The organism is Acinetobacter sp. UBA5934, assembly GCF_002430855.1.
GTDB lineage: Bacteria > Pseudomonadota > Gammaproteobacteria > Pseudomonadales > Moraxellaceae > Acinetobacter.
Map to the genome: position 1 here is coordinate 1 of NZ_DJDC01000075.1, position 26235 is coordinate 26235.

Here is a 26235-nt window from a genome sequence, read left to right on the forward strand (position 1 = left end):
GTGTTTTTTTATGTGGGGGATTTTTTATCTGCTGTTTATTTAGACTGAATCATCATATAAAAACAGATCTTGAGGCGTATACTGGACTCATCTAAGGAGTGGAAAGGAGTGGATATGTCCTCAAATTCATCTTCAAATCATATTGAATATGGTTCTCCTGCTTTTAAAGCAGTGCTGTTCTCCTTGTTTCTAGCAGGCTTTGCTATTTTTTCATCCCTGTACTGTATACAGCCGATGATGCCTCTATTATCACAATATTTTGCGGTAAGTCCAACTCAAAGCAGTTTTCCACTTTCTGTATCAACCGTTGCCTTGGCTATGGGGTTGTTATTTATAGGATTAATTTCGGATCGCTTTGGGCGTCGCCCAATTATGGTTTGCTCGTTATTTTTGGCATCTGGCTTACTTATTTTGAGCTCACTGGTTCCGGTTTGGGAAGTATTCTTAACTACCCGGGTACTCATTGGGCTGACAGTCAGCGGTGTGGCTGCTGTAGCGATGACTTATATAGGAGAAGAAATCGCACCAAAGGATATTGGTTTTGCGATGGGACTGTATATTTCAGGTACTGCCATTGGCGGCATGGGTGGACGTTTAATTGCAGGGGTTCTGGTTGATTTTATTTCCTGGCAGAGCGCGACTTTAACCCTTGGACTGTTAAATCTGGTCATTGCGATTACCTTTTATTTGATTTTACCTGCTTCAAAACATTTCCAAGCTTATCCCATTCAGTTTTCACGTTTTAAAGAATCCTTTATTAAGAATTTATCCGATCCTAAATTGCGCATTTTATTTGTTCAAGGATTTATCTTGATGGGCTGCTTTGTCAGCGTATTTAACTATATCAGTTATCACTTGCTGGAGAAGCCTTTTCAACTGTCACAAATCTGGATTGGTTTAATCTCAATTGCTTATTTGGCTGGAATTTATAGTTCACCTCGTGCTGCTAGCTGGAGTCGGAAATTTGGACGTGACAAAGTTTTACCGCTGATGTTACTGAGCATGCTGCTAGGTTTATGGATCATGTTGATTCCTTCCATAGTCATGGTTTTATTGGGGCTGCTTATTTTTACTTTTTCGTTCTTTGCGGGTCATTCAACTTGCAGTAGCTGGGTTTCCTTACAGTCGTTACAGTATCGGGCTGTGGGTTCATCTTTATATTTATTTTGCTACTACATAGGTTCCAGCATAATGGGAAGTAGTAGTGGTTTGGTTTGGGAGAAATTGGGCTGGACCGGTTTAACCTGCTTTATCAGTCTGGTTTTAGGATTGGGTTTACTTTTAACCTTGAAACTCAAACATCGCATTGCAAATTAGCCAGATATTCTAGGTTCAGCAATGTCGAAAGTGATTTTTATTTAGAATAAATTAACTCCCTGGTTTTGTACAAATTATAATCAAGCAAGCTGAGTCAAATTCATGCTAAAATGCTCGGCTTTCATCTTTGATCTTATTTTTAGATCTCCTATCATCTGCCAGCCGAGAATTGCTAGCCATGTCTACTGCTTATACCATGCAGACTGCGCCAAAAGCGTTGTTTGATTACGACAAATATTGGGCGTCTTGTTTTGAACCTGCGCCATTTTTGCCGATGTCACGCGAGGAGATGGATCAACTCGGCTGGGACAGCTGTGACTTTATTTTGGTCTGTGGCGATGCCTATATCGACCATCCCTCTTTCTGTTCAGGCATTATTGGCCGCACGCTAGAAGCTCAGGGTTTCCGTGTCGGGATTATTGCTCAGCCGGACTGGACCAGCGTGGATGCGTTCCGCGTATTGGGTAAACCAAATATTGCCTGGGGTGTAACGGCAGGGAATATGGACTCCATGATCAACCGTTATACCGCAGATCGTAAAATCCGTTCTGACGATGCTTATTCTCCAGACAATGTACCGAATAAACGCCCTGACCGTGCAGCCACTGTATATTGCCAGCGTGTTCGTGAAGCTTATCCAGATGTGCCGGTATTGCTCGGCGGTATTGAAGCATCGTTACGTCGTATTGCGCATTATGATTATTGGTCAGATAAAGTCCGTCGTTCAGTCTTGATGGATTCTAAAGCCGACTTGTTGATGTATGGTAATGGTGAACGTTCAATTACTGAAGTGATGCACCGTTTGGCCAAGGGCGAAAAAATTACGGATATCACCGATGTACGTGGTACGGCATTTATCGTCAATAAACATAACCGTGCATCTAAAGCCAAATTTGTTGAAATTGCATCCAATGATGTCGATGCGATTGGCCGTGTCGATCCAATCATCAATCCTTATGTGATGACTGAGGATTTGGATGGCTGTGAAATTGAAAAAGACAAAGGTAATTCTTTAACTCAATATCAAAATTTCCAAAAAGAAATTGTGAGCAATCCGATTGTCCGTGAAGGCGATCTGCTGGATGCCGATACGCAAATTGTACAGCTACAACCTGCATCTAAAGCGATTAAACATAAATTACCGCCGCGTGAATTGGCGGTGATTCGTTTGCCTGCATTTGAAGAAGTCGCGAATGATCCGGTACTGTATGCACATGCCAACCGTATTTTACATCTTGAAACCAACCCGGGTAATGCTCGTGCTTTAGTCCAAAAGCATGGTGAACGTGATGTATGGCTGAATGCACCGCCAATTCCGCTCACGACCGAAGAAATGGATTATGTATTTGACCTGCCATATGCACGTCTGCCACATCCATCGTATGGCAATGCACGTTTCCCAGCTTTTGACATGATTAAGTTCTCGGTGAATATCATGCGTGGCTGTTTCGGTGGTTGTACATTCTGTTCAATTACCGAACATGAAGGTCGTATTATTCAGAACCGTTCTGAAGAATCTATCTTACGTGAAGTGGAAAAAATTCGTGATACGGCTCCGGGCTTTACTGGAATTATCTCCGATTTAGGTGGTCCAACAGCCAACATGTACCGTTTGGCCTGTAAAGATCCTGAGATTGAAAAAAACTGTCGTAAACCATCGTGCGTATTCCCGGGCGTATGTCAGAACTTGCATACCGATCATGCGCCATTGACGCAGTTGTATCGTAAAGCGCGTTCGTTGCCGGGCATTAAAAAGATTCTGATTGGTTCAGGCCTACGTTATGATCTTGCGGTTTTAAACCCTGAATATGTCAAAGAACTTGTAACCCATCATGTGGGTGGTTACTTAAAAATTGCGCCAGAGCATACCGAAAAAGGTCCGCTCAATAAAATGATGAAGCCGGGTATTGGTACGTATGACCGCTTCAAGCAAATGTTTGATCGTTACAGTAAAGAAGCAGGCAAGGAACAGTATCTGATTCCTTACTTCATCGCTGCGCATCCGGGTACCACGGACTACGACATGATGAACCTGGCTATTTGGTTGAAGAAGAATGGTTTCCGTGCCGATCAGGTACAAACCTTCTACCCATCACCGATGGCAACCGCAACGACCATGTATTACACCGGTAAAAACCCGCTGGCGAAAGTGGCGCGTTATACTGAAAATGTCGATATTGTCAAAGGTGAGAAGCGTCGTCGCTTGCATAAGGCTTTCTTGCGTTACCATGATCCAAATAACTGGCCAATGTTACGTGAAGCTTTGAAAGAAATGGGGCGTCAGGATTTGATTGGTAATTCTAAACAGCATTTGATTCCGAGCTACCAGCCACAAGGCACAGAAGGACAATATCAGTCGGCACGCAAGAAAAACTCGACCTTGGCGGGGGATTCTGCAAAACGTACCGGTGAAAATACTGCACGTAATCAATCACGTAATGTTGCGAATACAAATGGTAATAATCGTCCTCAAAAAGGCCAGATCTTGACCCAACATACTGGCTTACCACCACGCGAAACCGGCGAGAAACGCCCATTTGCTGGTCCTAAATCTAAAAACAGATCTAAATCGAAATCAAGAGCTTGATTTAAAAGTAAAAAAAGGATGCTTAGGCGTCCTTTTTTTATTATTGAGTTAAATAGCATGTAATCAAAACAGCTCGTCGGAATTGTAGGACAATATTAGAAAGTAATCTTGCATCCTTACTGCGCCTTGCGATACAGTACTTTTGTGTCTGATGAGGGATTAAATCTAGGCATAGATGTAAAAATAAAATCAGTGCAACTTTATGTCAGCATTTATGATGATTTCGTCATGATTAAATGCAGTTTGTTTACTTGAAATATTTAATAAAAATAATCGTTGTATACTGAATTTCATAACAATCATCGGTGTGACACCGGAAAGACTATAAAAATTTAAAGGATTAAGAGGATGATAATTTATATTTTGGTCGGAAGTTTACTTCTGTTTGGCGTTTTACTGAAGGCTTGGAAAAGTCTGGAAAGCAGTACCAAACAGCAAGATAGTGCTTTAAAACAAAGAGCTATTTTTAATATTAGTGAACAGCTAACATTTACACGCCTCAAAGAAATACTGCCGCACAGTACCGTGTTGGCTCATGTTTCATTTGATGCTTTGTTGACGACCAAATACAGTCGTACGCGCCATAAATATCGCAATATGGTGGCAGATTTTGTAATTCTGGATGAACACCATCAGGTTACTGCCATTATTGCACTGGATGATCCGATGGCGTTAAGACACCCGCAAAATGCCCAATATCAGGATGCATTGTTGGCGATGGCCGGGTATCGGGTAATTCGCTATGAAGATGTACCGGAATATTTTCAATTGAGACAAGACTTTTTAATTGAAAAGCCTGCTTATTCTCAGCTTGATCAGTTAACAGAAGCTTCAATAAAAAAGTATGATTTTTATCCAGATTTGGGTCGCAAGAAAATCCGAATGTTAGGTTAAATCATTATAAGCATGAATAACTTCATGCTTATTTTCTAGTTTTTTAACTTGATGCACGTACCGCAATTACCGTCATTTCTACCAGCACATCAGGGGCATAAAGCTTGGCTTCGACACAAGTACGAGGCAGAGCTTCAATATCAGCCACCCAAGCATCCCAGATTTCATTCATTGCCGTATAGTCATTTTCAATATCTTTTAAGTAAATAGTGACAGACATAATCTGGCTTTTATCTGTACCTGCATCTGCCAGCAAGCGATCAATAATGTTCAGAGTTTGTCGGGTTTGACCTTTAATATCTAGCGTAGTATCGGAAGCCAATTGACCCGCTAAATGTACTAAGTTGCCTGAAATGGCAATTTCAGAAAAACGCTTTTCAACATGCAGACGTTGTACTGCCATAATATGAGTCCTGTATTTTTCGGCATAATTGCTGCGAGCCCTATGCGGGGTACACAGCCTGCAGCCAATAAGATGACAACATCATAATGCCATGAGCCCTTAGCGTAAATGACTCATCGCGCAGTTATTGTTGGGCTATCGTTCCCATAGCAGAGATTTTTAAAATAACAGAGACCAACAGAACATAACGTAGCAAATCGGAGTGATCGTGAGCAGCCTGTATAAAATGCTTCAGTGCAGTAGGAAATATGCTGTTTTTAGGAATTTATAGAGATATGTGCAGAAGAGATGCGAGAGCGAGGGACCATGCGGTTCAACACAGAGTTGCCCTGTAATATTCGGATTTGATCGTCACGCCAATCACAGGACAGCATGCTAAAAGTAAAGGTGATTTTTAGCATCTCAGCGCTTGCATGGATAAATGCATCGCGGCTATAGAGTACCGCAAAAATAATGTTTGTGTATCATTAATTGCTCTAATTTTATTCTTTTGGTTGAAAAATATTCAAAATATTACCAAAGGGAAAGCTGAGACTGATCTTGCTGATCCGAAAGCTGGTACAGTCCAACGCCAATTAAGCGGAACTGAAAATGTTCTGGAATATGCATTTCAATCAACAGTTGCTGTAATACCTGCTCTAGTTGCTGCCGATTTTGCAAAGGCTGCCTGAAACTCTTGCTGTGTTGTAAGACCTGAAAATTTTTTAACTTGAGCTTGGCTGAAACGCCACGTGCACAGAGTTGTTTTCTCTCCAAACTGCTCCAGACCTGATCAATAAGCCTAGGCCAATAGCTCTGGCATTGAATTAAAGTCAGGTCATCATCAAAGGTGGTTTCCTTGGAAATTTGCTGGCGTTCACGTTCAACTTGTACAGGTCGCTCATCAATGCCTTGGGCATACAGAAAGAGTCGCTTGCCATATTTTCCAAACTGTTGAACCAGTACATTTTGTTCAATTTTTTGTAAATCTCCCAGTGTTTGCAATTGCAGCAGCTTGAGCTTTTCTTGCATCACTTTTCCTACACCGGGAATTTTCTTGAGCGGTAAATCCTGAATAAACTGCTGCACCTGTGAGGGCTTAATCACACAAATGCCATTCGGTTTGTTCCAGTCTGAAGCAATTTTGGCTAAAAATTTATTTGGCGCCACTCCGGCAGAGGCTGTTAAACCTGTCATTTGGAAAATATCTTCCCGTATCCGCATGGCAACTTCTGTGGCACTCGGAATATTTTGCAGGTTTTCAGTGACATCCAGATAGGCTTCATCTAAAGACAAGGGTTCAATGAGCAGCGTATAACGCTGAAATATCTGATGAATCTGCACAGAGATGTCACGATATTTTTCAAAATTGGGTTCAATCACGACCACGTGTGGGCAAAGCTTGCGGCCTTGTGCCATCGACATGGCAGAGCGTAAGCCAAACTCGCGCGCAGGGTAGGACGCTGCACAAATCACGGCCCGTGGGTGATGTGAAGACACGACCACCGGCAAATGCTTTAACTCCGGCCGGTCTTTCAGTTCCACAGATGCAAAAAAGGCATCCATATCGATGTGAATGATTTTTCTCATGCAGTCCTAAATTTTGCTGCTCGCATCTGGATTTAGTCTCTCATTTTGATGAATTAGATTGTAGTGCAAGATCAAGTGGATACGACACAGGTTGACTGAGTAAAACCAGCCGGGTGTGTTGTTGCTCGGCTGCCTGAATGAGGATTTTTAAACTTTGCTCGGTATTATCTGCCAGGTACGGTAAAAACTCTAGCGGCTGATTCCCGGCTTGGAAAAAGTTATCCCAATGAATCGGTATGACTACTTTCGGCTTTAAGGCTCTTAGGGTTTGATCGAGATAGTTTTGCTGAAATTGTTCTGATTGGCGGGAAAGCTGGGCAATACCTAAAAATAAAGTATCGACCTTTAAATTTTTCAGCTGATCCGGAACAGCACCGGTACTGGCTTTGACTAAAATTTTATGGCCTTGATGTTCAATTAAATAATCAAAGCTATGTCCTTCCTTAAATTCAGAAAAACGGGCAGGAAGTTGCAGTGGCCGTTTAATTTCCTCACCTAAGTCATTGTTCACGACAGTGGGTGGGGTATGTTGTGAAGCAATCGCAGTAACTTTAAACTCGCCAAAACTTAGGGCGTACAAGGGTTGAACCTGAATGAGTTGCTGTTCTGCAACCTGTCCGCCACGGGCAATATTGAGACTACTTTTAGAGCCAATAATTTTACTCTGCGGAAGCTGTCTTGCAAGTTCAGCAATATCCAGCGCATGATCATAATGTGAATGCGTGACTAAAATGGCATGAGTGCGCTGCAAATGTTGTCGCTGAATCATCTGCCGGATGAGTTCAGGCTGACTTTGAATGTTCTGAAACAGCACCTGGTAAAGCGAAGGACGGCTAAAGAATCCATCAATTAAAATTTGTGTTTTACCATCATCGAAAAGCAGGGTGGACACGCCAAAGAACTTGACCTGTAGACTTGAAGAGGGAACCTGTTTTGCAGATAACTGATATTGCCATTTTTTAAAATCCGATACCTGACCTGAAGGTTGCAAGAGCAAAACCACAGCAGCCACCAGAACAAGTATGCCAATGCCCAATGCTAGCCAAAATCCTTTTTGAATTGCCATCATCTTCCCATTTTTATGCAGTTTTTATTTTTATTGTGGTGAAAGGTTTAAATTTATCTTGTTATTTTTTCGGTAATTTTTCAATCGATTTTTGAGTATCAATATTATTTTTTTCTAGAAAACTGATCCAGTCATATTGATCACCATTAAACACATTCAAGTCCACTTCTTTAGGAATACCTTTAATTTGTCCCTGATTGGTATGTTGCCAGAACAGCCATTTCGGCTTGCCTTTTAAATCTGGCTTGCCTTGATATTCACGGACCCAGAGCGGTGTTTTTGAAAATTCTCCCGCCAAAATAATGTTATAGAATGATTTAGAAATATAGAAAATCGGTTGCTTGCCATAATGCCGATACAGCCGGTCATGCATGACCTGTATTTCTTTCAGTAATTGTTCTTTGGTATAGGTATTGATACAGTTACTGTCATATTCCAGATCAATCACTGGTGGCAAGGCATCGGCTTTATTGGGTACGGTTTCAATAAAATTTTGTGCCTGAATTTCGCCATCACGGCATAAACGGTAAAAATGATAAGCCCCGACCAACAAGCCATGTTCACGTGCCTGTAGCCAATAGTCCTGAAATTTTCGATCTTTAAAATCACCACCTTCGGTCGCTTTCAAATAGACAAATTGATAGCTTTTCGGGGAAATCTGTTTCCATTGAATATCGCCCTGATGATGCGATACATCAAAACCTTTGACCGGATATTCCTGTGCCGAAGCAGGATTATGATGCAAGACAAAAACATACAATACGATTGCAGCACAAATCAGTCCCAAACCCATGCAAGAAGCGTAGAGTTTTTGATGACTGTTTTTGGCGAATCGTTTATTAGACATAGATAATTTAATCATGATTTATCAAACACATGATAACGCGATCTGAACCTTCAGACCACGTTGTTTCTGCTGCCATCTGACTAAACGGGTGTGTGGCGTGGAATTTGCCAGAAAATGGCTGCGGTAATCAGGTTAATGCAGCCCAGGAAAATCAGTGTACTGTGAAAAGCCGTCACGATCTGTTCGCTACCGAAATAGGCGGTAAAGACATTGACCAGGGTTCCGGCCAAAGCCACGCCAATACTCATCGACACCATCATGATCATCGACAGAAAGCTGTTGCCGCTACTGGCATCCTGTTGCGGCAAATCCTTTAAGGTCAGGGTATTCATGGAAACAAACTGCAAAGAATTCAGCATGCCGAAAATAAAGAAATGTAGGGTTCTTAACCAGAGTGGGGTATCCGCGGTGCTCAGGGCAAAACTGGCAATACAGGCACCGACCAATAAGGTATTTACCAGCAATACTTTACGATAACCAAAGCGTTGAATAATCTGGCGAATAATCGGCTTGGAAGCGAGCGAGCCAAGCACAGTCGGAATCATCAACAGACCGGTAATAAATGGCTCAAAGCCAAAGGCGACCTGCAACATCAGCGGAATTAAAAAAGGCATGGCGTTGCCGCCTAAGCGGGCAAAAAAATTACCGATAATGCCGATAGCATAAATTTTATTGCTAAATAACGTGCTCCGGAACAGCGCATTATGATGTGTATGCGCATGAACGGCGTACATAATAGCGGCCACTACACCCGCAATTACCAGCCCAATACTCCACCATAACGGTTGATGCGGACTGGCAAAGTTTTCAATCCCCAGTGAAAGCCCAACCATGGCAACCACCAGTAAGATGAAACCTGAAAAATCAAATTGCTTGACGCTGGGCTCGGTCACATTGGGCATGGCTTTAAAGGTAATCAGACAACCTAAGAGCCCCATGGGAATATTGATTAAAAAAATCCAGTGCCATGTGGTTACTTCTACCATCCAGCCGCCCAAGGTTGGACCGATCAAGGGGCCCATCAGGCCGGCCAGGCTCATCAGGCTCATGGCAGATAAAAACTGGGTGCGTGGAATGACTTTCAGCATGGCCAGCCGGCCTACAGGAAGTAACAATGCCCCGCCAATTCCCTGAATGACCCGATAAAAGAGCAGCTGGTTTAAACTGCTGGACAGTCCGCAGCCCAGTGAGGCCAGAGTAAAAATAATAATGGCGGCAAAGTAGGTATTGCGCACGCCAAAACGGTCGGCCAGCCATCCGCTTAAAGGAATACAGGCTGCTACCGAAAGCACATAAGCCACAATCACGCTATGCATCTGTAGCGGATCTTCAGCCAGATTGGCTGCCATGGCTGGAATTGCGGTATTAACAATGGTGGTGTCCAAACCTTGCATAAAAAAACCGATCGATACCAACAGAATCAGCAGTCGGAATTCAGGTTGTAGGGCTTGATGCGAAGGAGTGGCGTTCATAAAAATATTAAAGTGATTTTTTTACAGAGTTTAAAGCAATCAGTTCAAGATGTTGTAAGAAAAATTTGTGCGATCAATTGCTGAAAACTGAAATTGACCCAGAAATTAAAGTCTTCTGAGTGGGTAATATTAAGCCAATAAAATAGTTGAAAATTAAAATAAATAAAATATCTATCAGCTCAAATGAAGTATTCGCAGCTTACTCCAGGGTTTCTGGCTCAGAATAGGTCGCCTTTAAATTAAACAATTTTAAAATTAAAAATGTAGATAAAAAAATCACTTAACTAAATTTTTAGCCGCTTTAACAAAATCCTGTTACGCGAATGTCATTAAAGTGCCATAAAACTGTCATAATCTTACGCAATCTCCGGCACTGCTGGGTGGTTTTTTTATAGGTGAAAAAGGTTTTGTTTTTATGACAATTGAAATTTTGATGATTGTAGGCTTTTGTTTGGCCGCTTATTCAATTGTCGGAAACGATGTGCCCCAAACCTTGGGCACCTTTATTTCATCCAATGCCCATCGTCCCTGGTGGATCCTGTGGCTGTATACCAGCAGTATTTTAACAGTGGTTTTGCTCTATGGCTGGTGGGTTTCAGGGGTGGGGGATGCGTCTTATGGTCGTCTGGAAACTATTCCTTTTCCTGAAGGCGGAATTACCTGGCTGTACGTTGTTCCGCCTATATTGCTGATTCTTTTAACTAAATATGGCATTCCGGTCAGTACCACATTTTTAGTTCTCACCATTTTTTCACCGAGCAGTCTGGGGTCGATGCTGACCAAATCGATGATGGGCTACGCCGTGGCATTTGTGGTTGCCATCATTGTCTATCGCTTTGTGATTAAAGGTATTTCGGTTTATTTCAGTAAAACCCGAGACCATAAACCCTCACATATCTGGATTGGCTTGCAATGGGTCTCTACAGCATTTCTGTGGAGCCAGTGGCTGATTCAGGATCTGGCAAATATTTTTGTCTATGTGCCGCGTCAGGTTCCGCTGGAATTTTTAATTTTTGCGATTCTGGTGTTTATCATTCTTTTGGGTATGATTTTCTACCAACGCGGTGGGGCAATCCAGAAAATTATTGACACCAAAACCGGTGTGGCCGATATTCGTTCCGCGACCATTATCGACTTTATTTATGCCTTGATTTTATTGGTGTTTAAAGAGTGGAGCAATATTCCAATGAGTACCACCTGGGTGTTCTTGGGGCTGCTTGCAGGTCGTGAATTTGCCATGTCGATGCATCTGGCGGAAGTCAATAAATACCGCACTTCACGTAACGTCAGTAAAGATGCCATGAAGCTGATGGTGGGTTTGATCATGAGTATTGTGCTCGCCACCACTTTGCCTTGGTTCTATAATTTTATTTCAAATTTATAAAGTAACTCGAGCAATCAAAAAAGCGAGCTCAGGGCTCGCTTTTTTAAAGGTAGAATTTGGCTTAAATGGCAAAGTGTTTGGGTGCACTCAGATTTTTAATGGCCGTGATAATTTGATCGGCATGATTGCAGACAATCAGTTTGGCCCGATGCTGCGGCGGTAAAAAACCTTCACTGACCGCGTGATCCAGCTGGGTTATCAGGGCATCATAAAAGCCATTCACGTTGTACAGCATCATCGGTTTTTGGTGCTGATTCAGTTGTCCCCAGGTGGCAATTTCCAGAATTTCCTCAAAAGTGCCTAAACCACCGGGTAAGGCGACAAAAGCACTGGCCCGCTCAGCCATCATGGCTTTGCGTTCATGCATGCTTTGTACAATGTGTAATTCGGTCAGCTGATGATGCGCAATTTCATAATCCAGCATGAATTCAGGAATCACCCCGACCGTTTCACCACCACGTTGTCTGACGGCATCTGCCACTTGTCCCATCAGGCCAATACTGGCACCACCATAGACCATGCCGAAACCCAGGTCTGCAAGTGTTTGAGCCAAAGCCACAGCTTTTTCCTGATAAATCGGTTTATTGCCTGAACGTGAACCACAGTAGAGTGCAATTAAAGGTTGAGTTGTTTTGGGAGTAGGATTGTTATGTTTGGGAGTCATTTTTAATACACTGTTCATCATTATATTTTTTACCATAGCATTTTATTTTTTCAGTCTCTAGCTTAACTGTTAAATATGACAAAGTTGGGGCAGTGACAAAATGGATTTGCAAAGATTTGTTGAAATTGCATGAATGAAAAGAGCACGATAAGGAAAAAAAGATGAATTTCTACTTCATCTTGCTATACTAAAAATCTGTTTTCCAACAAATGAATTAACATGGGTAGTGGTTGTCCTCGCTCTGAGCACTTTAATGCTTTCGCAAAAAATATCCAGCATGCTGTTCATCGCATATTCAGCGATTTTAATATGAACCTTCTAAAATCAGTCCTTCATCATCCTGTACAGGAGAACATCCAATGATCTTTGAGTGGATGTCAGATCCATCAGCATGGATTGGATTGGCAACTTTAGTGGTTTTAGAGATTGTACTGGGTATCGACAACCTGGTTTTTATTGCCATTTTGGCGGAAAAACTGCCTCCAGAACAGCGTAATGCCGGTCGTATCGTCGGGTTGCTCCTAGCCTTGGGTATGCGCTTAATTTTACTGGCTTCCATTGCCTGGGTCGTGACCTTGACCCAGCCACTGTTCCATGTTCTGGATCATCCTTTTTCCGGTCGTGACCTGATTCTGCTGTTTGGTGGTGTATTTCTTTTATTTAAAGGCACCATGGAGTTACATGAGCGCATAGAAGGCGCCCAACCGCAGAAAGAAGAAAACCCGGTGCATGCTGCATTCTGGATGGTAATCGTTCAGATTGTGGTGCTCGACGCGGTATTCTCTTTAGATAGCGTGATTACTGCAGTGGGCATGGTCAAAGACCTGTCGGTGATGATGATTGCCGTAGTGATTGCAGTCGGCATCATGTTATGGGCATCCAAACCACTGATGAGCTTTGTGAACAGACATCCGACCGTAGTGATTCTGTGCCTTGGCTTCCTGATGATGATCGGTTTTTCACTGATTGTGGAAGGTTTCGGTTTCCATATTCCTAAAGGTTATCTATACGCCGCAATTGGTTTCTCTGTGGTGGTAGAATTTATCAACCAGACCATGCGCCGTAATCAGGAACGTATGGTTACAACGACAGACTTACGTTATCGCACAGCTTCTGCGGTTATGCGTATGCTGGGTGGTAAAAGCGAATCGCAAAACAATGAAGCTGAAGATGTGCTGGCGACCCGTGCCTTTGCCGATGAAGTCTTTGATGAAGACAACGGAATGTATCATAGTGTGATGGTGCAAGGTGTGCTGGGTCTTTCTGAGCGCCCAGTAAAATCGGTGATGACCCCGCGTCCGGAACTGGAGTGGATTGATCTGGATGAAGATGAAAGCTCTATTAAAGAACAGTTATTAAGCACCACTCATTCACGTTTGATTGTGGCGCATGGTGAGCTGGACAATATTGCCGGTGTGGTGCTGACCCATAAAGTCATGAACGAATACATCGAAACCGGAAAACTGAATTTTGAAGGTCATTTGCGTGAGCCGGTGATTGTGCATGAAAATGCCCAGGTATTGATGGTGATGGAACAATTGCGTCAGGCACCGCTACAAATGGCGATTGTACTGAATGAATACGGTTCGATTGAAGGGGTGGCTACTCCGATTGATGTGCTGGAAGCCATTGCCGGTGAATTCCCGGATGAAGATGAATTTGAAACGGCTGCAGAGAGTCTGGAAGATGGGACTTTAATCCTGGAAGGTTCGACCGATATCCGTCATGTGTCCTTGCTTTTAGATAGCGACCTGGTAGATGAGTCCGAGCAGTATTCAACCCTGTCCGGTTATATCCTGTTCCATCTGGGACGTTTGCCGGAAAGTGGGGCTAAACTGGAAGCGGACAATTATATCTTCGAAGTGGTCACTATGGACGGTCATAAAATTGATAAGGTCCATATCATCCCGCTCAATCCAGATGTGGCTGAAGATTAATTTCATCCTCGCAGATGCTCTTTAAACATCAAGATTGAATTAAAATAGCCCGCAATGTCGGGCTATTTTTATTATTAATTTAAGTTGGAAAAATTGATGTCAGAAGCAAAGTGTCCATGTGGTCGAGGTGATTACGCCAATTGTTGCCAGCCGCTACATTTGGGGCAAGCCAAGGCGCAAAGTGCAGAACAGTTGATGCGTTCACGTTATAGTGCCTTTGCCAAGCATGAAATTGACTATATTGTGAAAACCACTGCATTAGGGCAGCAACAGGCACTGGATGTGGCAGCTCTTGCCGACTGGAGTAAAGCCAATCAGTGGCTCAAGTTGGAAGTGGTTCAAGCTCAGGAGAAACTGGACAAATGTCATGCTCAGGTGGAATTCAAGGCACATTACCATGATGGTCAACAGGTCCAGATTCATCATGAAATTTCACATTTTGTCCAGCAAAATGGAATTTGGTATTTTCTGGATCCGACCACAGATCTGCATATCACTATGAAACAGCCTTGCATTTGTGGTTTGGGGAAAAAATTTAAGCAATGTTGTGCGCAATTTTTGTAACTTTCATCCAGATTTGCCTTAGAATATCGCGCATCGATTACCCTCAGTGGAAGAAGGGCAATGTTGCTATTGGTCATTTATATTATTGCGATTACGGCTGAAGCTATGACAGGCGCACTGTCGGCAGGTCGGCGTAGTATGGATTGGTTTGGTGTAACGCTAATCGCATGCGTGACGGCACTTGGTGGCGGTTCAGTTCGCGATGTATTGCTCGGACATTATCCGCTGACCTGGGTCAAACACCCTGAATATTTGGTGCTAACCTGTGCTGCGGCCTTTGTCACCATTCTGATTGCCAAATGGATGCGCCATTTACGCTCGATCTTCTTGATACTGGATGCCATGGGGCTGATTGGCTTTACCGTGATTGGTTGTCAGATTGCCTTGGAAATGGGGCATGGCTTTGTGGTCTCTGCGGTAGCTGGCGTATTAACTGGAGTTTCTGGCGGTATTCTGCGTGATATTCTGTGTAACGATGTGCCTTTGGTGTTCCGTCGTGAACTGTATGCCAGTATTTCTTTTGTTTCCGTCATCTGTTATTGGGTCTGCCAAGAGATTGGTTTCTCTCTGGAAGTGACCGTCATTTCGACTTTAATCTTCGGTTTTTCTTTACGCTGTATTGCCATCTATTTCGGTCTGGAAATGCCAAAATTTATTTATAAAGATGATGATGACCAGTCTGCATCTTCCAAAGATGCCTCATAGAATATTGCTTTAAAAGGATCAATGACCGATGAAATGAGCGGTCATGATCTTTAAATGAGTGTATAAAAATCAATAAAATCATAAATCCTGTTGGGAAAGCAGCATCTATTCTTTTACCAAATCAGAGATCTTGTTATGGATTTAGTCTCACGTATACAGCGTTTACCGATTGGTAAGTTTCACTATACCTTGCTCTGGGTGATTGGTCTGGGCTGGATGTTCGATGCCATGGATACCGGATTGATTTCCTTTATTCTGGCAAAAATGGCAGAAGACTGGGCCATGACGCCGGATGATAAAAGCTGGGTGGTTTCCATCGGTTTTATTGGTATGGCGATTGGTGCGGTATGTTCAGGCGGTCTTGCAGATCGCTGGGGGCGTAAAACGGTTTTTGCCTCAACCCTGGTGATTTATAGCCTGGCAACAGCAGCCTGTGCTTTTGCGCCAAACCTGACCTGGTTGCTGGTGTTCCGTTTTATTGTGGGGCTTGGATTGGGTGGTCAGTTGCCTGTGGCGGTAACGCTAGTGAGTGAATATATTCCAGCACATGTCCGTGGCCGCTTTATTGTATTGCTGGAAAGTTTCTGGGGTTTGGGCTGGCTGGTTGCAGCACTGGTTTCGCGTTTTATTATTCCAGATTTTGGCTGGCATACCGCTTTTCTGATTGGCGGTATTCCTGCGCTATATGCCTTCGTAATCTGGAAAATGGTGCCGGAATCCGTACCATACCTCATTAACCGGGGTCGACATAAAGAAGCGCATGCTTTAGTCAAAAAGATTGAAGCACAATGTGGCGTGGAAGTGATTGAAATTTTTGAAGTCAAACCCGTGGCTGAAAAGCATGACATTAGTTTCTCACAGCTCTGGTCTGGCATCTTTGCCCGCCGTACCCTGATGCTGTGGCTGATCTGGTTCGGTATCGTATTTTCCTATTATGGGATTTTTACCTGGCTGCCAAGTTTGCTGGTCAAAGGAGGCTATACCATTGTGAAGTCTTTTGAGTATGTACTGGTGATGATTCTGGCACAGTTGCCAGGTTATATTGCTGCGGCATGGCTGGTGGAAAAACTGGGACGTAAGGCAACCTTGGCCGGTTTCATTGCTATGTGTGCAGTGTCTGCCTATTTCTTCGGTCAAGCGGACAATGTGACCCAAATTGTAGTATGGGGCTGCTTGATGTCCTTCTTTAACCTCGGGGCTTGGGGTGTACTCTATACATACACACCAGAACAGTATCCAGCCAATATTCGTGCCTTTGGTTCGGGCTGGGCTGCGGCTATTGGTCGTATTGGTGGAATTTTTGCGCCATTTGCAGTGACCCATATCATGGTGCTCGATCATGGCTTCAGCTATGTGTTTATCATGTTTACTGCTGTTTTAGTTGCAGTGGCATTGATCATTCTGCTGCTGGGCGAAGAAACCAAAGGTAAAACCTTAGAGTCGATTGGTTTATAGAATTGCCGATTTTTTAGTTGATTGGTCATTATAAAATGGATATTTTTAGTCCATAAGACACAATTTGTCGCAGAGTGTGGGTTACTGCCCTTGTGTAGTCTGCACCTGCGACATAGCATAACAACGTATATACAAAAACGAATTATTTAGGATTTCACGCTTTTATGACCAGCCTTGTGCATCATGCGACAGAAAATCGTTCCGTAGCCGAATTTACTGAACAAGCTTATCTTAACTATGCCATGTACGTGATTATGGATCGTGCATTGCCGCATATCAGTGACGGTTTAAAACCAGTACAGCGCCGCATTGTCTATGCGATGAGTGAATTGGGTTTAAAGCATAGCGGCAAGCCGAAAAAATCTGCCCGTACCGTAGGTGATGTACTGGGTAAGTACCATCCACATGGTGATTCTGCCTGTTATGAAGCCATGGTGCTGATGGCTCAGCCATTTAGCTATCGTTATCCTTTTATTGAAGGTCAAGGTAACTGGGGTTCGCCGGATGATCCAAAATCCTTCGCGGCCATGCGTTATACCGAAGCCAAACTGTCGCAATATAGTGAAGTGCTCTTGTCTGAACTTGGGCAGGGCACCTGTGACTGGCAGGACAACTTCGATGGTTCAATGAAAGAGCCGGTGAATTTGCCTGCGCGCGTACCGAACATCTTATTGAACGGAACCACAGGCATTGCTGTGGGGATGGCGACCGATATTCCACCGCATAACTTGCGTGAAGTGGTGAAAGGCACCATTGCCCTGATCCGCAATCCGAACCTGTCCGATGAAAAAGTGGCGGAATATATTCCAGCCCCAGACTTGCCGACCAAAGCCGAAATTATTACTGCCCCTGAAGAACTGCTTAAAATACAGACTACAGGACGTGGCAGTTACCGTATGCGTGCGGTCTATAAAATAGAAAGAAATGAAATCGTGATTACGGATTTACCGTATCAGGTGTCGGGTTCCAAAGTGATTACCCAGATCGCCGATCAAATGCAGGCGAAAAAATTACCCTTGGTCAGTGATCTACGCGATGAATCGGATCATAAGAATCCGACCCGGTTGGTGATTGTGCTGCGTTCCAATCGCATTGATGCCGAAGCGGTAATGAGTCATTTATTTGCGACGACTGATCTGGAATCCAGCTATCGTGTCAACATGAACATGATTGGTGCTGATGGGCGTCCGCAAGTGAAATCGATTCGCCGCATTTTGCTGGAATGGATTGAAATCCGTAAAAATACCGTAACACGCCGTCTGCAATACCATTTAAATAAAATAGAAAAGCGTCTGCATATCCTTGCCGGTTTGATTATTGCCTATTTAAATATTGATGAAGTGATTCGGATTATCCGTGAAGAAGATCAGCCGAAACCGGTGTTGATGTCACATTTCAATATTGATGAAATTCAGGCCGAAGCCATTTTAGAACTCAAGTTACGTCATTTGGCACGTCTTGAAGAAATGGAAATGCGCCGTGAACAGGAAGAGCTGGAAGCACGCGCGGCCATTATTCGTGAACAGCTGGCCAATCCGGAATCTTTAAAAAACCTGATTATCACTGAACTCAAAGACGATGCGAAAAAGTTCGGCGATGACCGTCGTTCGCCAATCGTGCGCCGTGCCGATGCCCAGGCGATCAATGAACAGGACATGTTACCGGCCGATCCTGTAACGGTAGTATTGTCTGAAGCGGGCTGGATCCGCTCAGCCAAAGGCCATGAGGTGGATGCCGAAAACCTGAATTTCCGTGCCGGTGACCAATATTTAAGTCATGCGCAAGGTAAATCCAACCAGAAAGTATATGTGCTGGATGAAACCGGGCGCAGTTATGCACTGGCGATTAACAGTTTGCCATCGGCACGTGGTCTGGGCGAACCGTTGAGTTCCAAACTGGCTCCAGCCAGCGGTGTGGGTTTCATTCAGGTATTTATTGCCGAGGATGATACGGAAGTTTTGGCCTTGAGTTCTAAAGGTTATGGTTTCAAAACCCAGGCGAAACAACTGGATACCAATGCCAAAGCAGGTAAATCTTTCCTGACTGTGCCGGAAGATGGCAAAGCGATGCAATTGCAAGCGATTGAACAGGCCACCCATGTGGCTTTGCTCAGTTCAGCCGGTCGTATGCTGGTGGTCGAGTTGTCAGAATTACCAAGTCTGAATAAAGGTAAAGGTAATAAATTGATACAACTCGAAGCAAAAGATCAAATTGTATCCATGACAATGCTTAATTTAGATGAAATAATTCAAGTGGTTGCTGGACAGCAACAATTAAAACTAAAAGGTGATGATCTTCAGAAATATATTGGTAAGAGAGGGGGGAAAGGTCAGCTCTTACCACGAGGATATCAAAAAGCAAATAAACTGTTCATTCAAAGATAAAACTAGCATCCATGATATGAAATACGCTATATATGGTGTAATTCGTGCAAATGGATGCTTTGTTGAACACCATAAAAGGAAAAAACTAGGTTCAACAAAGACAAAAACAGTTTAAAAACTAAGGATTAAGATTGGAGTAATAGGCATTATGGAAAAGATTTGGTTCGCTGAATACCAAAAGACAGGGATTCCAGAAACTGTAGAATTACCGGCTGAAAATACCTCATTAGTGGATGTATTTGAGCGCAACTTCCAGAAATTTGGCTCACGTGACGCCTTTATTTTTATGGATAAAGTGCTCACTTTCAATGAGTTGGAAGAAGCAAGTCGTAAATTTGCAACGTATTTACAAAGTTTGGGGTTGGCAAAAGGTACACGTGTGGCTGTAATGATGCCAAACGTGCTTCAATATCCTGTCGTGGCGTTGGGGATTTTCCGCGCAGGTCTAGTACTTGTAAACGTAAACCCGCTTTATACTTCTCGTGAACTTGAGCATCAATTAAATGATTCAGGTTCAGAAGTACTTGTTATTGTTGAAAACTTTGCAACAGTTTACCAAGCAATTATTGGTAAGACTCCAGTGAAGCACGTTGTCGTTGCTTCTGTGGGTGATATGCTAGGCGCCTTAAAAGGGACATTGGTGAACTTTGTTTTACGTTCAGTACGTAAGCAAATTCCGGCTTGGAATATTCCAGGACATATCCGTTTTAACGCAGCAATGTCTAAAGTCAGCGCAAGCAATTATAAGCGTCCAAACCTGACTTTAAGTGATACAGCAGTATTGCAATATACCGGTGGTACTACGGGTGTTTCTAAAGGTGCTGAACTGACTCACCGTAACCTGGTTGCGAACATGTTGCAGTGTGACGGTATTTTCCAAAGTAAATTTGGTGCTCAAGATGGGCAGCCGGACGACCGCATTTTCTGTGCCTTACCGCTTTATCACATCTTTGCATTCATGGTGTGTGCGTTGTATGGCATGTATAAAGGTCAGGCGAACGTTCTTATTCCAAACCCGCGTGACTTGCCTGCGGTAATGAAAGAGCTACGTAAATACCAGCCATCATTCTTCCCGGCAGTAAATACCCTGTTTAATGCATTGGTAAACAATGAAGAATTTAGACAGCTTGACCATAGCAAATTGAAAATGGCGATGGGCGGCGGTATGGCAGTATTGCCTTCTACTGCTGAAGCATGGAAGAAAATTACCGGTACCAATATTATTGAAGGTTACGGTTTATCTGAAACTTCACCGGTTGCTACAGCGAATCCACCACAATCAACTGAATTTAGCGGCACTATTGGTATTCCGTTACCGTTAACTGAAGTTGCAATTCTGGATGATGACGGCAATGAAGTGCCACTTGGCGAGCAGGGCGAAATCTCGATTCGTGGTCCGCAAGTCATGAAAGGCTACTGGAACCGTCCAGACGAAACTGAAAAAGTCATGATCAACGGTTTCTTCCGTACCGGTGATATCGGCATCATGGATGCTCGCGGTTATATCAAGATTGTCGATCGTAAAAAAGATATGATCTTGGTGTCTGGCTTTAACGTTTATCCTTCAGAAATTGAAGAAGTCATTTCTAAACACCCTAAAGTGTTGGAAGTTGCTGCGATTGGTGTACCTGATGAAAAATCAGGTGAAGTACCTAAACTGTTTGTGGTGAAGAAAGATCCATCACTTACCACTGAAGAAGTACTTGCTTTCGCTAAAGAAAACTTAACAGGCTATAAACGCCCACGTTATGTTGAATTTATGGATGAATTACCAAAATCGAACGTAGGTAAAATCTTGCGTAAAGACTTGCGTAAAACTGCATAAATACTGCAATAAAAAAGCGCCGTGATCGGCGCTTTTTTATTTGGGCTTTAATCTTTTAACAGCCATCGGTCAATATAAGGACGGGCGATGCCAAAAATACCGACAAAGCTGAACATGGTGCCAAATTGACGACTGAAACCGGGTAAATACAAGCTGCCATAGCTGAAATAGTTGTCGATCAGGCAATAGATAAAAATGGTGCCTAACCAATACCATAAAGGCTGGCGTTTAATCGTAACCATCCACAAAGCCACAATTAAGATGACTAGAGTACCTAACATAGACCCGGCATTCATATTGGCACAAATGGTAGCCACCAAGAACGCAACGATAGGCAATACAACTTTGAGTACACGATCCACTTTACGTTGATGCTGACGCTGCTTTTCGAGTACATCAAACAGTTTTTCTTGATCAGGATTGACCATCATGGACCCTTATTGCTCATTTATAAAAACACTATAATTTACAAAAAATATTGCGAAAACACCATGCTATGATAGGCAGTATAAAATCTTAATGAGAAAAATGAGATGCACAGCATTAGCGGAATAATCTATCTCATCTTAATCGCATGTTTATTGCCTTATGTTTTTACCGCAATTGCGAAAAAAACAGCAGGTTTTAAAGCACGAGATAATCAAAACCCGCGTGAATTTCTGACTAAAACTACAGGTTTGGCCGCCCGTGCCAATGCGGTACAACAAAATAGTTTTGAAAGTTTACCTTTATTTATTGCCTCTATTTTAATGGCAGAATATATGGTGGTTTCTCAAAACTTGATCATGACTTTTGGTATAGCCTATATTTTACTCCGTATTTTTTACGGAATCTGTTATTTAGCCAATTGGGCTACTTTGCGTTCGATTATCTGGACCCTGTCCTTACTTTGTCCGATTTGCCTCTTGCTACTGGTCATTAAATTAACCACATAAGCCTGAAACTGTGGAAATACATATTTTCACTCAGCAGATGTATAATCGAAAAGTTATTTAATACGCAAAAACCGTTATAATCGTCGCGGTTTAAAAAGATTTAACTTGTTTAAGAGTGATGCTATGAGCTACAGCAATATCCCAGCGGGTAAAGATGCACCAAACGACATCTATGTAATTATTGAAATTCCTGCAAATGCAGCACCAATCAAATATGAAATCGATAAAGATTCTGATGCATTATTTGTAGACCGTTTCATGGGTACTGCAATGTTCTACCCAGCAAACTACGGTTATGTGCCAAACACCTTGTCACTTGATGGTGACCCACTTGACGTATTGGTTGTGACTCCACACCCGGTTGAACCAGGTTCAGTGATTCGCTGCCGTCCGGTAGGTAAATTGAACATGGAAGATGATGGTGGTGTTGATGCGAAACTGGTTGCAGTACCGCACGATAAATTAACACCAATCTATAAAGACGTTCAGGAATATACCGATCTTCCTCCGCTTTTGATCAGCCAAATTGAACACTTTTTCCAACACTACAAAGACTTAGAGCCAGGTAAGTGGGTTAAGTTAAGTGGTTGGGAAGGTGCTGATGTTGCAAAACAAGAAGTATTGAGCTCAATTGCAGCTTATGCAGAAGCAAACAAATAATTGTTTGTTTCGAATTTAGCCTGAAATGCTTAAATAAAAAAACCTGCACATTGTGCAGGTTTTTTTATCTTTTAAACTTACTGTGAATTAAAATAATTTCACAGGAATATCTAAGAATAAACGCCATTCGTTGGTGTCGCCAATGTAGGCATTGTCATATACATCGTTAGCACGGTAAATTGAGTTACGTACACGTAAGCTGGCATCTTTGGCAAAACCGCTTTGAACAGTGTATTTCACCTGGTTAAAGAATTCATTTTCTTTACCTTCACCTGTTTTACCAGCAACATTGATGTCCCAACCATAGACATAAGCAGTCGTCCAGGTTAAGCCCGGAACATTCATTGCGCCAAAATCATAAGTATATTGAACTTGTGCCGATTTCTCATGGTTGCCAACGAAGTCAGACAGGTAAGAGTTTGGTAGATAAATACTTTGATTACCATCAGCATTGCCACCATAATCATAACCAACATTGCCTGTATTTTGTTGGTAAGCCAACATGACGTTGTGGGCGCCAGTATTATAAGTACCTGAAATTGCCCAGATATTATTAGTTTTTTCTACACCAGCAATGCCTGTGTCTGCATAATCAACAGCAGTTTCACCTGTTGCTGAATAGGTTGATGCATTTTTATCGAATTTAGTGTGATAGCCACTAAAATCATAAGTGAGCGAGCTGTCGTTAGCCAAAGTTTGTTTATAGTTGGCATTGACGTAATGACGTTCTAGAGCATTTTTGCTATCTAAACCATAATAAGATGCATTAAGCTGGTCATTAAATTTATATTTTGCACCCCAAACCACAGCACGGTCTAATTCATTGCCATCTGAATTGATTTGATCTGAATACTGGTTCTTCGTGAATTTACCCGCAATAACTTCCAAATTTTCAATTTCGTGGCTAGTTGCAAGCACACCGGTGAAATATTCAGGAACCATACGGCCTGTATTACTTGCAAGAACAGGGATATCTAATACTTGAGTACCATACTCAACAGTTGTATTGGAAACACGTGCTTTGACACTTGCACCACCACGAGCCCAATGGTCATAAGCGTCACCATTTGGATTTTCTGCAGTCGGTGCATGCTTAGGAATCATGCCATTATTCGCATTTTTGTTTTCGCCCAGTTTAAATGAAGCATCACCTATCGCATTTACACCAAAACCTACCACACCCTGGGTAAAACCAGACTCGAGTTTCACAATTGCAGATTGTGCAGCAGAGCTTTGATCTTTGACCCCAGGTGCTTTCTTGTCACGATTGATATAACCGGTACGGAAAAGTACAGAACCTTTAGCATCTTCAATAAAGCCTTTAGATTCGCTTTGCTCACTTGCATATGCTGTTGAGATTAATGCAGCCTGAATTAAAACTGCTAAAGTAAGTTTTTGTGATTTTTGCATTGGGAGAAGGCCTTATACAAAACAGGATAAAGAAATTGAAGGAATTGTATACGTAATGTATAGCAAAAAAATCATTTTTTAATACATTTTATTTAATTAAAGTTACACATTTTTTTAATATAGTTTTATACCTTTTAGTCAATAAAAATATTTAATATTTGCTGTTTATTAAAATTATTTTATAAAACAATAATATATTTAAAGTATAAATGATGTGTTGTGTAATCCTGGTCATAAATAGGGAGTGGAATTCCTCAATTTAAGCTTCATTTGATGAAACTTTGCTGTTTTATACTTTAGTCTAATATGTGTTCAACGCCCCGATTAATCAATGATCAGAAGAAAAGTAAAGGAAGAGTTTAAAACTTTAAAAAATGCTCATATTTGTGGAAGTATCATCTAATTTTTTTCAATATAAAAATATATTTTAATTCAATGCTCAGCGACTTAATTGGTGTTTAGTAAAAGATAGCTAAGGAGTAATGATTTAAAAAAATTGACCAAAAAGTATAAAAAAGTTTTAGAATCCGCAGCTAAATTTATCTTTAAACAAGAATCTCAAGCTGATTCTCTAAGGAGTGGTGATGCTGCAAACTTCACACAAAATTGCGTTATTTTTACTACTTTCTATGAGTGCAATGTCTGCACTTGCTGAAGAAAATCCATCTGCAGCAGAAAATGGAGAGCTAACAGGCAGTTTTGCTGTGGTGAATAAATATATTTACCGTGGTGGTGTGGAAAATGAAGATGTCACTCTACAAGCTGGACTTGAATACGCTTATAACAGCGGAATAACCTTGGGATACTGGGGCTCGACCATCGGTTATGATCCTTCTGATGAAAATAAAGATCATGGTTTTGAACATGATTTTTATGTCGCGTATGGCAAGGAGTTAAATCAGGACTGGAGCTATAGGCTTCAAGGGACAGCTTATTACTATCAAAATGGCGGTACGGTATATGGCGAAAATGGCGATAAACGTAAAACGGCTGCATTCGATGTATTGGGTGAACTGGCTTATAAAGATTTAACTTTAAGTACGGCTGTAATGCTGACAGATGCTTCTTTTAGTAATGCAGGAGATGTGTATTTAAGCGCAGCTTATAGTTATGCTTTACCGCAAAACTTTATGTTAAACACATCGTTAGGCGCGTCTATTTATAATAGCAGCCGTGATGACAGTGTAATTGAAACCAAAAATGATGTCGCATTCAATGAAGCGCGTATCGGTTTAAGCAAAGAAATTGCCAATACTGCAGCGAATGCTTCTGTAGATTATGTGGTCGGTGGCAAGGATCGTTTTGATACAGATTTTGATGATCAGGTGGTATTGGGCTTAAATTTTAGTTTTTAAGTTTGCTGCAAGTTGAAATGATTTAAAGTGTACGGTTTGCTTCAAAATTGTGCACTTTTTTTATGCATAATGAAAAAAACTGATGAAAAAATAGCCTTAAAAAGAGGCATGATGTAAGTAAATATGAATCTTGCTCTAAAGCTGAAATAAGTTTTAATGCTGAGCAAACTGGCTATGGCGGCGAATAAACTGTATTGCAGATAGGTTTGTTTGAATTAATTAAAACTTAATAAAAACAAAATGATAAATCTATTTATTTTTTATTCTGGATGACTTGTAGAGATCTTATTTTGCTTTTGGCATAGCAATTGCTATTACCTCATTGAGTTTATCGAAATAACCAAAAAAACCGTCGTAGTACGATGTGGGGGAATCAAACAATGAAATTAACTTTAAAAGCATTATCTCTGGCTGTATTAGGCGCAGCATCTACATTTACTTTCGCAGAAGAGGCACCTGCATCAGAACATACCATTACAGGTAATATTGGTGTATTTTCAAGCTATAACTTACGTGGTATTACCAATGCTCCGGAAGATAAAAATTTAGCCTTACAAGGAGGACTTGATTATAGCCATGCTTCCGGTCTTTACGCAGGTTATTGGGGATCGACACTCGGTTATGGCGACCCTACAGAACTAAATCCCGATAATGCTTTTGAAAGTGATTTTTATGCGGGTTATAAAGGAGCAATCACTGAAGATCTAGGCTATACACTCGGTTTTACTTATTATTATTATTATGACTTAGGTACAAGTGATGCAAATGGTTTCGAAACCATGTTGGGCTTGAATTATAAGGG

General features: G+C 42.0%; 22 protein-coding genes. 14 read left to right on the plus strand and 8 right to left on the minus strand.

The genetic code is table 11. From position 1 onward, the window contains the following. The first annotated feature begins 114 nt into the window (after positions 1-114). From B2Y23_RS05270 to B2Y23_RS05280, 3 genes are all read left to right on the plus strand, one after another. The gene (locus B2Y23_RS05270; RefSeq protein WP_291369431.1) at positions 115-1317 is read left to right on the plus strand and encodes an MFS transporter; all 1203 of its coding nucleotides are present in this window, start codon (positions 115-117) and stop codon (positions 1315-1317) included. A gap of 178 nt (positions 1318-1495) precedes the next feature. Further along, entirely contained in the window at positions 1496-3904 is a 2409-nt protein-coding gene (locus B2Y23_RS05275; RefSeq protein WP_291355877.1) for a YgiQ family radical SAM protein, read from the plus strand. 348 nt (positions 3905-4252) lie between these two features. Further along, the gene (locus B2Y23_RS05280; protein WP_291355875.1) at positions 4253-4798 is read left to right on the plus strand and encodes a DUF2726 domain-containing protein; all 546 of its coding nucleotides are present in this window, start codon (positions 4253-4255) and stop codon (positions 4796-4798) included. A 43-nt stretch (positions 4799-4841) separates the two neighbouring features. Here the strand turns inward: B2Y23_RS05280 and B2Y23_RS05285 are convergent, their stop codons facing one another. The 5 genes from B2Y23_RS05285 to mdtD all read right to left on the minus strand — a co-directional run bounded on the left by B2Y23_RS05285 (position 4842) and on the right by mdtD (position 10155). Further along, complete coding sequence (locus B2Y23_RS05285; protein ID WP_291355873.1) at positions 4842-5201, minus strand: RidA family protein; 360 nt, start codon at positions 5199-5201, stop codon at positions 4842-4844. A 513-nt stretch (positions 5202-5714) separates the two neighbouring features. Then, the gene (gene dinB / locus B2Y23_RS05290; RefSeq protein WP_291355871.1) at positions 5715-6770 is read right to left on the minus strand and encodes a DNA polymerase IV; all 1056 of its coding nucleotides are present in this window, start codon (positions 6768-6770) and stop codon (positions 5715-5717) included. Positions 6771-6810: 40 nt separating this feature from the next. Further along, the gene (locus B2Y23_RS05295; protein ID WP_291369433.1) at positions 6811-7836 is read right to left on the minus strand and encodes an MBL fold metallo-hydrolase; all 1026 of its coding nucleotides are present in this window, start codon (positions 7834-7836) and stop codon (positions 6811-6813) included. Between the two features lie 61 nt (positions 7837-7897). Beyond that, positions 7898-8629 carry a GH25 family lysozyme gene (locus B2Y23_RS05300; protein ID WP_291369450.1) on the minus strand — a complete coding sequence of 244 codons (732 nt, stop codon included), beginning with the start codon at positions 8627-8629 and terminating at the stop codon, positions 7898-7900. Positions 8630-8763: 134 nt separating this feature from the next. Continuing rightward, the gene (gene mdtD / locus B2Y23_RS05305; RefSeq protein ID WP_291369434.1) at positions 8764-10155 is read right to left on the minus strand and encodes a multidrug transporter subunit MdtD; all 1392 of its coding nucleotides are present in this window, start codon (positions 10153-10155) and stop codon (positions 8764-8766) included. 415 nt (positions 10156-10570) lie between these two features. Between mdtD and B2Y23_RS05310 the strand changes: the two genes are divergently transcribed. Next, positions 10571-11539 (plus strand): hypothetical protein, encoded by a 969-nt coding sequence (locus tag B2Y23_RS05310; protein ID WP_291369436.1) that lies wholly within the window; start codon positions 10571-10573, stop codon positions 11537-11539. Between the two features lie 61 nt (positions 11540-11600). Here the strand turns inward: B2Y23_RS05310 and B2Y23_RS05315 are convergent, their stop codons facing one another. After that, entirely contained in the window at positions 11601-12221 is a 621-nt protein-coding gene (locus B2Y23_RS05315; RefSeq protein ID WP_291355903.1) for a TIGR00730 family Rossman fold protein, read from the minus strand. A 341-nt stretch (positions 12222-12562) separates the two neighbouring features. Here B2Y23_RS05315 and B2Y23_RS05320 point away from each other — a divergent pair, with 341 nt between their 5' ends. The 6 genes from B2Y23_RS05320 to B2Y23_RS05345 all read left to right on the plus strand — a co-directional run bounded on the left by B2Y23_RS05320 (position 12563) and on the right by B2Y23_RS05345 (position 21073). After that, positions 12563-14140 carry a TerC family protein gene (locus B2Y23_RS05320; RefSeq protein ID WP_291369438.1) on the plus strand — a complete coding sequence of 526 codons (1578 nt, stop codon included), beginning with the start codon at positions 12563-12565 and terminating at the stop codon, positions 14138-14140. A gap of 96 nt (positions 14141-14236) precedes the next feature. After that, positions 14237-14704: a YchJ family protein gene (locus tag B2Y23_RS05325; RefSeq protein ID WP_291369440.1), complete on the plus strand. Its 468-nt coding sequence runs from the start codon at positions 14237-14239 to the stop codon at positions 14702-14704. Positions 14705-14764: 60 nt separating this feature from the next. Then, positions 14765-15409, plus strand: a complete 645-nt coding sequence (locus B2Y23_RS05330; RefSeq protein ID WP_086193105.1) for a trimeric intracellular cation channel family protein — start codon at positions 14765-14767, stop codon at positions 15407-15409. 135 nt (positions 15410-15544) lie between these two features. Continuing rightward, a complete protein-coding gene (locus B2Y23_RS05335; protein WP_291369442.1) occupies positions 15545-16864 on the plus strand; it encodes an MFS transporter in 1320 nt (439 codons plus the stop codon). A 164-nt stretch (positions 16865-17028) separates the two neighbouring features. Beyond that, a complete protein-coding gene (gene parC / locus B2Y23_RS05340; protein WP_291369444.1) occupies positions 17029-19248 on the plus strand; it encodes a DNA topoisomerase IV subunit A in 2220 nt (739 codons plus the stop codon). Between the two features lie 148 nt (positions 19249-19396). Further along, positions 19397-21073, plus strand: coding sequence for an AMP-binding protein (locus tag B2Y23_RS05345; protein ID WP_291355854.1), 1677 nt, complete (start codon positions 19397-19399; stop codon positions 21071-21073). Between the two features lie 47 nt (positions 21074-21120). Here B2Y23_RS05345 and B2Y23_RS05350 read toward each other — a convergent pair whose 3' ends face one another. Further along, positions 21121-21501 carry a hypothetical protein gene (locus tag B2Y23_RS05350; protein ID WP_291355901.1) on the minus strand — a complete coding sequence of 127 codons (381 nt, stop codon included), beginning with the start codon at positions 21499-21501 and terminating at the stop codon, positions 21121-21123. Positions 21502-21606: 105 nt separating this feature from the next. On the opposite strand from B2Y23_RS05350, the gene B2Y23_RS05355 reads away from it, so the two are divergent. Continuing rightward, on the plus strand, positions 21607-22008 hold the full coding sequence (locus B2Y23_RS05355; RefSeq protein WP_291355852.1) for an MAPEG family protein: 402 nt from the start codon (positions 21607-21609) through the stop codon (positions 22006-22008). Positions 22009-22131: 123 nt separating this feature from the next. Further along, on the plus strand, positions 22132-22668 hold the full coding sequence (ppa, locus tag B2Y23_RS05360; protein WP_005233448.1) for an inorganic diphosphatase: 537 nt from the start codon (positions 22132-22134) through the stop codon (positions 22666-22668). Positions 22669-22755: 87 nt separating this feature from the next. Here ppa and B2Y23_RS05365 read toward each other — a convergent pair whose 3' ends face one another. Further along, positions 22756-24078 (minus strand): OprD family outer membrane porin, encoded by a 1323-nt coding sequence (locus B2Y23_RS05365; RefSeq protein WP_291369446.1) that lies wholly within the window; start codon positions 24076-24078, stop codon positions 22756-22758. Positions 24079-24662: 584 nt separating this feature from the next. Between B2Y23_RS05365 and B2Y23_RS05370 the strand changes: the two genes are divergently transcribed. Both B2Y23_RS05370 and B2Y23_RS05375 read left to right on the plus strand, forming a co-directional pair. Beyond that, complete coding sequence (locus B2Y23_RS05370) at positions 24663-25433, plus strand: TorF family putative porin (protein ID WP_291355844.1); 771 nt, start codon at positions 24663-24665, stop codon at positions 25431-25433. A 380-nt stretch (positions 25434-25813) separates the two neighbouring features. Continuing rightward, positions 25814-26235, plus strand: a 422-nt coding sequence (locus B2Y23_RS05375; RefSeq protein WP_291369448.1) for a TorF family putative porin, incomplete at its 3' end; no start/stop codon positions are given.